We start from the raw sequence: 13,199 nt of genomic DNA on the forward strand, positions 1-13,199 counted from the left end.
AATGATCCAATCGCAACGAGGATTCAGTGACTTCCAGTAAGTCGGCGAGGGCATTCTATCAGGTGACCCGATCCGGCGAGATCCGCCGGTCCGGTGGCCCCGTCGGTGATCGACGCTATCATGTCGCCGCCCCCCCGATCACCCGGTACGTTTTGGGAGGCGACAGCTTTCGGTCTACCGGGCGGTATGCATCGCGCTTCATGGACATTCACTGGGTATATCTTGCGCTGTTGGCCACTTGCCTCCTTTCGTGCGTTCAGGGAGTCTTGGGGGTCATCGCCGGTTGGCGATTTCTCAGGGAGGTCAAGACGGCGGTGGCGCGCGGCCGGCGGCAACTGGATTCCGCGGGCCGTTTCACTTTTCAGCCTCCGCTTGCCGTCATCCTGCCTTGCTGCGGCGTCGATGAGTACCTGCACCGGACGGTCGAACAGCTCGCGCGACAGAATTACAACGACTATGAAGTCATTTTCACCTTTGAGTCGCAGTCCGACCCGGCGTATGCGGCGGTGGTGGAGTGGACGCGCGGCTGGGGGGCCCCGCCGTACAGACTCGTCGTCGCCGGATCGGCTGACGCGCGGTCACAGAAGGTGCACAACCTGCTTGCCGCGTTGAAGCAGGTGTCGGCCGATCGAAAGGTGCTGATTTTTCTCGACTCCGACGCGGTGCCGGGGGATGACTGGCTGGGTCACATGGTCGCGCCGCTGTCCGATGAGTCGGTCGGGGCGGCGACGGGATTTCGCTGGTACTGTGCGAAAGGGGGAATCGCCAACGGCGTTCGATCCGTCTGGAACGCTGCGAGCCTGACCCTGTTCGAGCAGGAGCGGACGCGGTTTTGCTGGGGCGGGGCAACGGCCATTTTGCGGGAGCGCTTTGATTCGCTGCGCGTTGCCGAGCGCTGGGATCGGGCCTTGTCGGATGACTTGCAGGTCACCATGGCGATCAAGGAGGCCGAGCTTCGGATCGTCTTCGTGCCGCAGGCGCTGATACCGAGTCACGATCAAACCACGCTTCGGGGCTTTTGGGAATTTGCGGTACGCCAGCTCACCATTACGCGGATCGGGGCCCCGCGCCTTTGGTGGTCGGGCTTTTTCTTGTGTCAGAGTTTCATGTTGGGCGGCACGGTGGCGGCGGTGCTATGCGTTGGGGCGGCACTCGGGCTGTTCGGGTCACCGGCGATCCTGGCCATCTCCGCAGGGCTTTGGGGAATCATCTCCCTGACGACGGTGGGACGGGCGGCATTGAGGCAGTCGGCGGTGAAGAAGGTCCTCGGCCCGCCGGATTTGACCTGGCGGGATACCGCCTGGGACATCGGCGGGGCCCTGCTGATCGGGATCGTCCACCAGCTTCTTTTCATGGCGTCCATGCGGGGTCGTGTAATTAACTGGCGAGGAAGAACTTATGAGATGGTTTCGGGCGAGGAGACGAGAATTCTACGGTCTCCCGGTGCCACCGGCGGTGTCACGCACCCACCCGCCAAAGCCGTTTAGGACCCCCGAGAAATCACCAAATAGCGAGGAGTGCCTTAATGGGCCTGACTTACGTGGAATGTCCGAAAACCAGCGAAAACCCGGTCCTCAACCGGGGATGTCTGTGAGTAGTTAATGGGTGTTTCTGCCTCGATAAGACTCTGTTAATCAGCGATTTCTAAGCTTCCCGGCCTTGCAATTGAAAGCTCAAAAAGGGTAGTATGGGGCTTGGAAAGAACATGGAGGAGGGGTGAGCGGTACCCCCCAGGTCATCATGGTTTTCTAGGAGCGCCGTGGAATTCGCTCCATCGCTCATGCCTGTATTCAGGCGTGGGGCCAGAAATTTTTAGGAGAGGACAGCGATTATGAAGAACTTTGTACTAGCACTCGCAGTCGTGGCGCTTCTTGCCACACCGTCGTATGGCTCACTGCTCATGAATGAGCCCTTTAGCTACGCGAACGGCAATCTCGTTCCCAATGGCGGCTGGACCAACCACAGCGGCTCCGGCAGCTTCATTCAAGTCAACGCCGGCGTTGCCCAACTCGCTCAGGGCGGCGGCTCGCGCGAAGATGCGAACAGAGGTTTCGGTTCAGCGACCGGCACGCTCTATTCCGCCTTCGACGTCTCTGTTGATAACGGGAACCTCGACGTCTATTTCGCTCACATGATGATCGGCGGATCGACCACGTTCCGCAGCCGCGTCTGGGTCATTCCTGATCCGGCCGGTGCCGGCGACTTCACTTTCGCAATCAGCGATACAAGCAGCGCCGCGGTTGCCTGGGGATCAGGGCTGGACTTCGCCACGACTTATCGCGTCGTTCACTCATACGACCTCGCTACCGGCGCCACGAAATTGTGGGTCGATCAGGCTACTGAGGCTGGCACAAGCGTCTCCGCCGTCGTGAGTACGGCTGTCGTTGCCTTGGATGCGTTCGCCCTCCGTCAAGCGGCCGGTGACTCAACTCAGGCCATCGACAATGCCTGTGTCGCGACGAGCTACAACGAAGCTTACAACTGCATCCCGGAGCCCGGCACAGCCCTGCTCCTCGGATTGGGCATTGTCGGCCTGATCCGCCGCCGGTAATTTCCGGCATACGCTGATCCCGACGCGAATTGCGGTTGGGACGATAGAATTGTGAACCTCACAGGCCGCGAGTAGTATGAATACTCGCGGCCTGTGTTCTTTTTACGCCCATCGTCCAGCGTAGCGCGACAGGAGCACGGACCAATACCCTCGGCGTGAATCAGGAGAGAATCCCTTGACGGATGCACGACTAATTCGATTTGCCCTCTTCGCGACGATGGTGTTGCCCTGCGCAGCGACCATGGCCCGGGAGGATTTGCCTGCGACGACCTCCGCACCGACCACGCAGGCAAGCAGGCCCACCCACGCGAAGCTCGTGAAGGCGGCAGCCAAGAAGCCGCTCGCTGTTCGGGAGCTGAAGAAAACCGACGGGAGTCCTTTGAGTGATACGGAGGCGTCTGAAATTCGCGAGGCCGAGCAGGCGCTCGATGAGATTCCCAAGCTTCGCGCCGAGGGGAAATATGCAGAGGCCCGCGAACGGGCGGAGAAGGCCGGCCGGGTGATCGCCCGACTGCTTGGCCCGCTTAATTACATGAATGTGACGGCGTCGGTTCAGTACACGGCGCTTGAGCGATATTTGTCCGCGAAGCCCGACGAACTGGCCACGTTGCGTCAGGCCGATTCGGCGGAGGCGGCCGCGGCCCAGGCCGTGCGCGACGGCGATTTTTTCACGGCCCGCGTCGAGGCGGCCAAGGCCATTTCCAAGCGCGAGCCCATCTTGGGGGACAATCACCCCGATCTGATCGAACCGCTTCGCATTCTTGGATATGCGCAGACGGAGTTGCAGGCGCTTGACGATGCCGAGGCTCAGCTTGCCCGGGCGCTGGAGCTGTGCGAGCAGACCTATGGGAAGTCGCACCCGCGTACGGCTGCCGTACTGGATCGTCAGGGATGGTTGAATATCTATCGCGGCAAGCCGAACCTCGCGGAGCCCCCGCTGCGCCGCGCTCTCTACATCTTCACCTCCACGCTGGGCGAAGGCGCCGAGGCGGCGGAAACGATGGACAACCTGGGCACGGCCCTGGGCTACAAGTCCGGCGGTGACTTTCTGGAGGCGGTGAACGCCAAGCTTCGTGCGCTGGTCATCCGCGAGCAGGTGCTCGGTCCGACATCCAAGGACGCGGCGATCTCGCTGAGCAATCTGGCATGGCTCTACAGCCGTGGAGGATTGACGGAAGAAGTTATTCCCATGCGTTCGCGGGCACTGGAAAACCTGCGAGCCTCGCTGGGGCCGGATCATCGAGACACGCTGGTGGAGATGTCCAATCTGGCGCAGGCCTACCGTCAATTTGGCAAGCCCGCCGAGGCGGCCGAGCTTTATCGAGAGCTGGTGGCTCACGATCAGAAAGAAAATAATCCCGCGGACGCCGTCGCGGTCAGTCACCTGACGATGCTGGGCTCGGTCCTTCTCGAGTCGGACAAACAGTCGGAAGGCGAAGAAGTGATGCGGCGGGCATTCGATCGCCTGAAGACGTTGCACGAAAAGGGCGAGCATGGGGCGGCGGCCTTTCAGGGCAACCAGCTTGCGATCGCCTACCAGGCAAGACGGATGCTGGATGACGCCTGCAAAGTGCGGAGGCAATTATATGAATGGGAACGCCAGCGACCCGGCCGCGTCAACCAGAACGCACTTCGCAGCAAGGTGCAGTTCGGTCTGCTGCTCGCGGAAGTGGGAGATTTGGCAGAAAGCCGCAAGATTCTGACCACGGCGGTCGAGGATGCGGCGATTGTGTACGGCAAGGGCGAACGCGACACGACCGTCTCGATGATCGCGCTGGCCAGCACGCTTGAGAAGATCGGCGAACTCACGGAGGCCGGGCGGCTTTGTTCGGAGATTCTTCGCATCACGGAATCGAAGTATCCCGAGGGCACGCTGCCGCATGCATTTGCCCTTGCGGCGCTGGCTCGCGTGCAACTGCGACAGGAAAACTACGACCTGGCCAAGTTCTCGCTGGAAGAGGCGATAAAGATCCTGCAAGAGTCCACCCGACAGGATCCGGTCACGCTGATTTCGTGCCTGGTGGATCTGTCCAAGTGTGAAGAGGCCCTGGGTGACAAGGACGCGGGAATCGCCCGACTTCGCGAGGCGTTGACCATTTGCGATGAGATGAATCCGGCTTACCCGCTTCAGCACAAAGGGATGCGGGTGAGCGTCCTTAACCCGCTGCGCAAGGCCCTCGCGGGCAAGGATCAGGCCGAAGCCGATGCGTTGACCGCCGAATTGAAGAAAATCCTGGAGAAGCTGCGCGACTGCCTGGCCTTAAGCGCCGAAGATCGAGAATCCCTGAAAGAACTCGGCATCTCCGAGTCGCGTGGATGAGCCGTCCTTGTCCGAACTCTTAAACTGGTCCCGATCAGAACGCGTCACTCGCCGACTCCTGGCCGTCGCGGTGTTCTGCCTCGTCGCGGCGACCTTCCTACCTGTCATCCATAACACGCTGATCAACTGGGATGACGAAAACTATTTCATCACCCACACAAACTACCGCGGCTTGTCTCTGGACAATATTCGCTGGTGCTTCACGACTTATTACATGGGCCACTATCAGCCGCTGAACTGGCTGAGTTACGCGGTGGATTATTCCATCAGCGGCATGAAGGACCTGCATGTCCGGCTGCATCAGACGCAGGTACTGCTCCATGCCCTCACTTCGGTGCTGGTCATGTATCTCGGTTACGTGCTGCTCAGGATCATCCGACCGGATCGCGATGCGACATCGACGGCCATGGGGGGGGCGGCGGCGGCTTTGTTCTTCGCGCTTCACCCTCTGCGAGTGGAATCCGTCGCGTGGTCCAGCGCTCGATCTGACTTGATTGCTACGCCCTTTTTCGTGCTCGCGGTGATTGCGTATCTGACGTTGAATCGGAACGACCGTGCCGCACCGCGCTCGTGGGCTAAGCGGCTCGGTCCGTCTTTCGGGTTTTACATTCTCGCCCTGCTTGGGAAAGAGTTCGCGGTCACGCTGCCCGCGGTGCTTCTTTTGCTGGACGTGTATCCGCTTCGCCGCCTGGAACTCGGACGAATTCGTGAATGGGCAGACCTGCGGCATCGCTCCGTCCTGCTGGAGAAGCTACCGTTCTTCGCCGTGGCGATCGTCGCCATCGTCAATGCATTCTTCGCCGCCGGGTCCGAGGCCGTGGCTTCCATGGAGCAGCACTCCCTGGCCTCGCGAATTGCCCAGGTCTGTGTGTCACTGGTGTGGTACCCGTACAAGACGCTGGCGCCGACGGGATTGACCCCGCTCTACGAGTTCCCCGCCGGATTCGGGCCCGGTCACCCGTTGGCCGTTCGCAGCGGGATCGCGCTGGCGTTGATTGTCTGCTCGCTGTTCCTGGTACGCCGAAGGGCGAGGGGTCTGATCGCCGCGGCTGTCTGCTACGGCATCATCATTCTGCCGGTTTCAGGGCTGACACAGCGCGGCCCGCAGATCACGGCCGATCGATATACGTATCTCGCGTGTCTGCCGTGGGCCATGCTCTTCGGCTATCTGTTCTTCGCGGGCTTCGAGCGCTATCGGCTGCAAGCGACCGTGGCGGCCGGCGTTTTGTTCGCGGTGATGATCGTTGGGACGCGCGAGCAGATTTCGGTCTGGCGGAACTCACTCACACTGTGGACTCACGGCGTGGCGGTGAATGACGCCTGCGGCGGCGCGCACGCGCATCTGGGGCATGCGCTGCACTGGGAAGGCAGGCTCGACGACGCTATTCGGGAGTATCACAGAGGCCTGGAGCTGGGATGGAAGCACACGAATGTTCATCGCAATCTCGCGGCGATCTATAACCAGCTCTATCGCAACGAAGAGGCCGTCGCGGAGTATTTGAAGGACATCCAACAATATCCCGGCCGGTGGGAAAGTCATTACTACCTCGCCGTGACTTACGAGCGGATGGACGAAGACGAGAGGGCGAAGGAGCAGTATCTCGCGGCCCTGGAGATGAATCCCGATTGGGCCGATGCCCACGTGGCCATGGGTCGTCTGCTCATGAAGCACGGCTACGACGAACTCGCCGAGGCGCGGCTGCGGCACGCACTGACGCTCAATCCACGACAGCGCGAGGCGCTGGAGCGATTGGCACTGCTCTGCGCCGAGTCCGGGCGTCTGTCGGAGGCGATCAAGCTCGTGGACCTGTGCATTAAGGAAGCGATGGAGGTCGGCGACAAGCGGGCCGTCGAGGGACTCCAAAATCGGCGAGCGGAATACGAATCGATGGCCACTTCGCGGCCGGCGAGCGACGCGCGATAACGGGCTGCGGCGTCACGAAGCGAGCTTGGCGAGCGCCGCCTGGTACACCTCCAGCGGGCGATGGCCGAACATCACAAAGATGACCTTGTCGATTTGATCATGACTTTCAAGGAAGCGGATGGTGGCGCCCAGCGCAACCTGCGCCGCCTCTTCGAGTGGATAGCCATAGACGCCGCAACTGATCGCCGGAAATGCGATTGAGCGAATCTTGTGCTTCACCGCGAGGCTCAGGGAGCTTTCATAGCAGGACCGCAGCAGCTCCGGCTCACCGTGCAGCCCTTCGCGATAGACCGGCCCGACCGTGTGGATCACATGCTTTGCGCGAAGGCGATAACCGCGGGTGATTCTCGCTTCGCCGGTCGGACAGCCGCCGAGTGTGCGGCATTCTTCGAGGAGTTCAGGCCCGGCGGCACGGTGGATGGCCCCATCGACGCCCCCACCGCCGAGGAGCGAGGAATTCGCGGCGTTGACGATGGCGTCGCAGTCCAATTCGGTGATGTCGCCTTCAACCAGCTCGATTCGATCCATCCGGCAATCCCCTTGAAAAGCTCAATAAGCGGGTATCCTACGATTTCCACATGGTTTCAACAGCGGGTCAACGGAAATCACCCGAATTACGCTTGAAACCGGCGTGCCGGAAGATTTAGGCTGTTGTTCGACGGCATACATTCATATCGAGACCGGCCCGTCAGATTGTCATTATTTTTTTGCCGGTTCCTCCGGGCAAAGACGCTATCCCTTACGAAGCGCGACGGAGCTTTGCCTGTCCGCCTCCACGCGCGGAATCCATATCTTTGCGGACGCACCAGGAGGACTCAGAATGTCTGCGCAGGTACGTAAAGCGGCGTTCGTGCTTTGTATAGTCTTGATCGCGGGAGGGCCCACATCCGCAGTTGTCATTGTGGGCGGGGCCGGCGCGCCGGTCATGGTGATGGATGATTGCTGCAAGGTCATCCTCAATCCAGCGCCTGTCGTTCCTCTTCCGGCCGGCGGCGCTGCGGCGGCGGGCCTGCGGGCGCAGATTCTGGCGGACTATCCGGTCATTCCCGCGGGTGGGGTTGTGCTCGGCGCTGCCGCGCCAGGCACCGCGACGATCGACGTCTATGCCGCCGTGCTATATGGACTGGATATCGAGGTGCGATACAACGACGGAGTGCCCGGACCGAGTTGGTCGTTTCCACCGCCATTTCCCGGCGGCATGGCGCCGAGCTACCGATTCTCGCAAAAGATTACGACAAACATGCCGCTTGGCGGAGTCGGCGGCATGTATATCGATCCGCGACCCAATGATGATCCGGGCGGGATGCCTCTGCCTTACTATGAGACAGATAGGGAGGCGGCGAGGTTCAGCAATGGGGCCAACGGTTTCGGCGCTTACGACCTGTGGTTCTGGGATTCGCCCAGGCGGCCCTGTAAGAATACGCACACGACCTGGATGGCGGACTGGTTCATCGTCAGCGAAAACCGATTCACCGTTCCCGGCGCGGACCCGTTGCATGTGATTACCGTTCATGACGGCTTTCGATACGGATTCGAGATCTGGCCGAAGAAGCTCTACTTCAGGATTCTCGATCTGTTTGATGTCGTCATTCCACTACCGGACATCGTCGTGGATTGGAGCCCGGCGGTCTGGACGAATAATCTGATGACCCCGACGACGGTCGGCGAGACTTATCCGGGTGGGGTCTTGACCCCCCCGCCGCCGCCGCCTTTCCAGGTGACGGTCGGCGACACGTGGCCGCCGAGCAACATTGCTCCGGACCAGATTCAATTCGGTGCGACGTTCATCCATCCTGGCAACGGCCAGCCGGCCTCCACGTCGTACACGCTGAAGAACCTGCACGACCCGAACAACAAGGGAGATAACTGGAACATCGACGTACCGCTGCTGATGTCTCCCACGCAGGGCAATCACCTGCAAGTCACGATTGATATGTCCAAGAAGTTGATCGTGGTGGGACGAAACCAGCCGACGACCGATCGACAATCGGCGCTGCAGAACGTGCTTGCGGCGGAGATGCTCATGGGATTCAACCCGGAGGCGCACAATCTGGTCGAGATCGGGCGACGATCGTTTAACTTCCAGTTGACCGCGATTGAGCACCCGCGCGGCGATATGGACGGCGATGCGCTGGTCAACGGACTCGACATCCAGGGGTTTGTCGATCTTCTCCTGTCCGACGAGCAGGACATCAATCTTGTGCCCTTCGGGGACTTTGACATGACCGACACAGTAACGATAGACGACGTTCCGGGATTCGTGGATGCGCAATTGGCGCCGTAGCATTTGAATATGCGTGCATTAGAGCCGAGGCGAACTCATCGGATCGCGAGCGCTTGCATTTGCCTCGCGCTCGCGGTCATCGCCGTCTCGTGCGCAGAGCGAGAGCGGGCGGCGGATCGCTCACTTCGGCCGGAGGCTTCCGCAATGCGAGAATCGCCGATGCCCGATGACGACGCGGTCACGATTGAAATCAACGATCGACTCGTCACGGCGCTGCGCAACGGGCGCGTCTTGTGGCAGACCGACGCGGTCGCAGCCGCGCCCGGGCCGATCGCCGGTGAGGCGCGCGTCAGGTCTGCGACCATCCACGACGGGGAAGTTCATGCCGTCGTCGGCAAGCACAGCCTTGTCATTCTGGATTTGCGAACGGGAAGCGTATTGGAAACCGCGTCGGATTAGCCGACCGCTGAGGTCATGCTGAAGAGAAAAAAACGCGTCAGTCGCGCAGGTCCGCGCGGCCTTCGATGAGGTCGGGCACGCCTTCGTCGTCTTCGATGTCGGCGGTGCCGTAGGCGTCATCCTCCTCGGCTTCCATGTCGGCACGGAATTCGCCCTGAGCCACATCGTCATCGCGCTGCTTGCGGATCTCCGACCATTCCTTGGATGTGAGCAGGACTTCCCGCGCCTGGCTGCCCTTGTAGTCGCCGACAATTCCGGCCGAGGCCATCTGGTCGATGAGGCGACTGGCGCGCGAGTATCCGATTTCCAGACGCCGCTGCAGCAGGCTGACGCTTCCGCGCTGACTCTCGACAATGATCGACACGGCATCGTCAAAGAGCGGGTCGCGCTCGGAGTCCTCACCTTCGCCGGCCGGGCGGAGGCGCTGCAATTCGTGATGGAAGACGGGCCGGGCCTTGGTTGATAAGTCGGCGAGGACGGCGCGGAGTTCGTCGTCCTCGATGTAGGTGCCCTGTGCGCGAACGAGCTTGGACGAGCCGGGGGGCAGGAAGAGCATGTCGCCCTCGCCCATGAGGACTTCGGCGCCGTTCTGATCGAGGACGATGCGCGAGTCCATGCGGCTGGCGACGCGAAACGCCATGCGGCAGGGGAGGTTACTCTTGATGAGGCCGGTGACGACGTTGGCCTGCGGCCGCTGCGTGGCGACGACCAGGTGGATGCCGACGGCGCGGCTCTTCTGGGCGAGGCGGGAGAGATGGTGCTCGACCTCTTTGCCGGAGGTCATCATCAGGTCGGCCAATTCGTCGATGACGATGACGATGTAGGGCAGGTGCGTGGGAATCTGCTGCTTTTCCTCGTCGGTCGTGGGGGCGAATCGTTCGTAGATCTGATCCTTGGACATTCGATTGAAGCTGCCGATGTCGCGGACGCCGGCCTCGGCCAGCAGCTCATAACGCTCGTCCATCTTCGTCGTCGCCCACTGGAGGATCATTTCCGCCCGCTGCATGTCGGTGACGATCGGACACATCAGGTGCGGGATGTCCTTGAAGATGGAGAGTTCGACCATCTTGGGATCGACGAGAATGAGTTTCACGTGGTCCGGCCGCTGGGTCATCAGGACGGACATGATGAGCGTGTTAATTGAGACGCTCTTGCCGCTGCCGGTGGTGCCCGCGACGAGAAGGTGCGGCATAGTGGCGATGTCGGCAATAAGCGGATCGCCGCTGGCGTTCTTGCCCATGAAGATAGGCAGGGCCATCTTGGTCGGCTTGACGCCGCCGAGCATGATGAGTTCCTTGAGGCGGACCTTCTCTTTGTTGATGTTGGGAACTTCAATGCCGATGGTGTTCTTGCCGGGGATCGGCGCGACGACGCGGACGGCCGGGGCCTTCAGCGCGCGGGCGATGTCGTTGGCGAGCGAATTGATCTGGCTGACCTTGGTGCCGGCGGAGAGCTCCAGCTCGAACATGGTGATGACGGGGCCGGTGTCGATCTCGACAACCTTCACTTCAATGCGAAACTCGGCGAGGGTGCGCTCCAGAATGGCCGCCTGATCGCGGACCAGCCCTTCCTGGCTCGCGGAGTATCTGCCCTCCGGATCGCGGAGGATGGACAGCGGTGGTAGGACGTAGTCGCCCAATTCCGCCGGCCAGGCGTTCTTCGGCTGCTTGCCTTCGACGCGGTCCTTGCCCAGCATGCGGATGATCAGTTCGCGCTCAGGTGTTCGTTTGGGCGGGGCCTCGGCGTCATCGCCTTCAGATTCTGAGTCCTCCTCCTTCGCTTCAGGTACGGCGTCATCTTCGTCGTCGGGCTCGTCAAGCGCTTGTGCCGACGGCTGGGAGGGTGAGTCGAAGGCGCCGGAGCTCAGGTTGCCCGCCCCGATCATGACCGGCGTGAGCTTCGGACCGATACGACCCGCGGCGCCGACGGTGGAAGTCGCTCGCCGGGCAAACGAGGCGACCCATTCGAAGAATGTTGGGACTTTGACGAGCAGGTCATCGGCGGCGAGGACGACGCCGAGGGTGAATACGGCGGAGATGACCACCGCGGCCCCCCAGAGTGAGAAGGCGTCCTTGAGCATCGCGGCAAATGCAATGCCGAGGATTCCGCCGTGTCCCTCGACAAGTCCCTCCCGAGCGTTCGGGTGGAGCAACGCACCGCCGGCAGCCGCGGCCGTGACCAGAAGGGTGAGTCCGATCAATCGCATGGCGGGCGAGGGAATGGATCGCCGCATGAGTTGCAGGACGGCCGCCGCCGAGACGAGCAGCAGAAGGGGATAGACTCCGTCACCGAGATAGTGAAGGAGGTGGAAGGAAAACCAGGCGCCGGCCCGACCGCAGCCGTTGAGGACCGGATCAGGCTGGGGCCAGACGGCGGAATTCGGCCAGTCGTTGACGTCAAACGTCAGGATGGCCACCCATGCGAATGCGCACAGCACAAGGGCCGCGACGGAGCGCGAGTTGCGAAGGGTCGCGGCATGTTGAGGAAAGAGCGTCACAATGATCCCCGTTTATCCCCCGCTTACGAATTCTCCAGAGCTTTGATTCATCGCTTCCCGCCGATTGCGATCGCCGGATGGATGGCGAGAAAAAAATCAAGGACCGGCGCGCATTTTCAGCGCCCGGCATGCCGCAATCGGCCTTTTCAGTACTATCGACCGAACATTGCCCATCGCTCAACCCAAACGGCGCGACGAAATGCGGCGCTGAAGCGCGCGAAGTCCGTCGAATTTCTTGATTCCAGTCGAACAAATTGTTATGCTCAACCCAGCACTTCGGACCGGGAGTGTGATTCAGGGCTCTGAGCATTTTTTACGGCAGGAGGCGGGCATGTCGAAGCGCCGTAGCTGCGCACTCACCCAGCCGGTCGACACGCACACTTACCTTATTGAGTGGGAGGGCAGCCCGCGCCGAATCCGCCTGATGGATGTCGCCCCGGAGAGCGCAACCGAGGCCTCGGGACGCAGACCGACAAATTTCGGACGCCAGACCCTCTCCTGGCTGCGTAGCGAGGTTTTGGGCGAGGCGCGGGAGGCGGAGGTCGAGCTTCCGGCCGAGTCGGTGGTCAGCAATTCCGGATGCCTGTTGGGGCACCTCTTCATCCGCGGCGCGAACATCTGCGTCCGGATGGTTCGCGAGGGATGGTCCCCCTGCTTTGAGAAGTACGGACACCCCAGTTCTTATTGCGAGGAACTGGAGGATGCGGAGCGCTGGGCCATCCGCGAGGGGCTCGGCATCTGGGGCGGCGCGCATGCCGAGACATACTGGAAACGCAAGCGCTGGTGGCTGCTGCGCGCCGGACAGGTGGAGCGCTGCCGGCACGCCGCCGCGATGGGCGAGGACATTCTGGACGCCCGGCTGGACTACGATGAGATCGTCAAGCGCGCAGCAGTCAACGCGCCATCGGTCATTTTCGCTGACGCGACGAATCTGTTTCCGCTGGCGGACGGGGCGTCGCTTGTGCAGCTTGGGAATCCGAGTCGGCCCTTGTGCGCGTTCTTTCCGTTGTCGATGCGAATCTTCGCCCGTTATCTCGCCAGGCATCACATTGGCGCCGGAAAGCAGAACTACCTGTACTTCAACGGTCCGCTTTCCATGGAAGGCGATCAGCCGCAGATCCTGGTTGAAATCCCGAATGTCGTCGCGACCTATCCGCCGCGCGATCTTCAATAGGCGAGCGGCGACGGACCGCGCGGCGCACGCGCAGGTAGCGCGCAGCCGCG

9 protein-coding genes are annotated in these 13,199 nt (G+C 61.5%); 7 read left to right on the top strand and 2 right to left on the bottom strand.

Translation table 11 applies throughout. The features are described 5' to 3' along the window. The first annotated feature begins 26 nt into the window (after positions 1-26). The 4 genes from HS101_05465 to HS101_05480 all read left to right on the top strand — a co-directional run bounded on the left by HS101_05465 (position 27) and on the right by HS101_05480 (position 6,795). Positions 27-1,487: a glycosyltransferase family 2 protein gene (locus tag HS101_05465; GenBank protein MBE7505721.1), complete on the top strand. Its 1,461-nt coding sequence runs from the start codon at positions 27-29 to the stop codon at positions 1,485-1,487. A gap of 344 nt (positions 1,488-1,831) precedes the next feature. Further along, a complete protein-coding gene (locus HS101_05470; protein MBE7505722.1) occupies positions 1,832-2,551 on the top strand; it encodes a PEP-CTERM sorting domain-containing protein in 720 nt (239 codons plus the stop codon). 175 nt (positions 2,552-2,726) lie between these two features. Next, positions 2,727-4,871 carry a tetratricopeptide repeat protein gene (locus HS101_05475; protein MBE7505723.1) on the top strand — a complete coding sequence of 715 codons (2,145 nt, stop codon included), beginning with the start codon at positions 2,727-2,729 and terminating at the stop codon, positions 4,869-4,871. Between the two features lie 7 nt (positions 4,872-4,878). After that, positions 4,879-6,795 carry a tetratricopeptide repeat protein gene (locus tag HS101_05480; GenBank protein MBE7505724.1) on the top strand — a complete coding sequence of 639 codons (1,917 nt, stop codon included), beginning with the start codon at positions 4,879-4,881 and terminating at the stop codon, positions 6,793-6,795. Positions 6,796-6,807: 12 nt separating this feature from the next. Here HS101_05480 and HS101_05485 read toward each other — a convergent pair whose 3' ends face one another. Beyond that, positions 6,808-7,323 carry an O-acetyl-ADP-ribose deacetylase gene (locus HS101_05485; GenBank protein ID MBE7505725.1) on the bottom strand — a complete coding sequence of 172 codons (516 nt, stop codon included), beginning with the start codon at positions 7,321-7,323 and terminating at the stop codon, positions 6,808-6,810. A gap of 292 nt (positions 7,324-7,615) precedes the next feature. On the opposite strand from HS101_05485, the gene HS101_05490 reads away from it, so the two are divergent. Both HS101_05490 and HS101_05495 read left to right on the top strand, forming a co-directional pair. Further along, entirely contained in the window at positions 7,616-9,079 is a 1,464-nt protein-coding gene (locus tag HS101_05490) for a hypothetical protein (protein ID MBE7505726.1), read from the top strand. Positions 9,080-9,223: 144 nt separating this feature from the next. Then, on the top strand, positions 9,224-9,478 hold the full coding sequence (locus HS101_05495; GenBank protein ID MBE7505727.1) for a hypothetical protein: 255 nt from the start codon (positions 9,224-9,226) through the stop codon (positions 9,476-9,478). Positions 9,479-9,515: 37 nt separating this feature from the next. Here the strand turns inward: HS101_05495 and HS101_05500 are convergent, their stop codons facing one another. After that, a complete protein-coding gene (locus tag HS101_05500; GenBank protein MBE7505728.1) occupies positions 9,516-11,975 on the bottom strand; it encodes a DNA translocase FtsK 4TM domain-containing protein in 2,460 nt (819 codons plus the stop codon). A gap of 331 nt (positions 11,976-12,306) precedes the next feature. Between HS101_05500 and HS101_05505 the strand changes: the two genes are divergently transcribed. Next, positions 12,307-13,149, top strand: coding sequence for a thermonuclease family protein (locus HS101_05505; protein MBE7505729.1), 843 nt, complete (start codon positions 12,307-12,309; stop codon positions 13,147-13,149). Positions 13,150-13,199: the final 50 nt, after the last annotated feature.

The sequence above is a fragment of the Planctomycetia bacterium genome (assembly GCA_015075745.1).
In the GTDB taxonomy this organism is placed as follows: domain Bacteria; phylum Planctomycetota; class Phycisphaerae; order UBA1845; family UTPLA1; genus UTPLA1.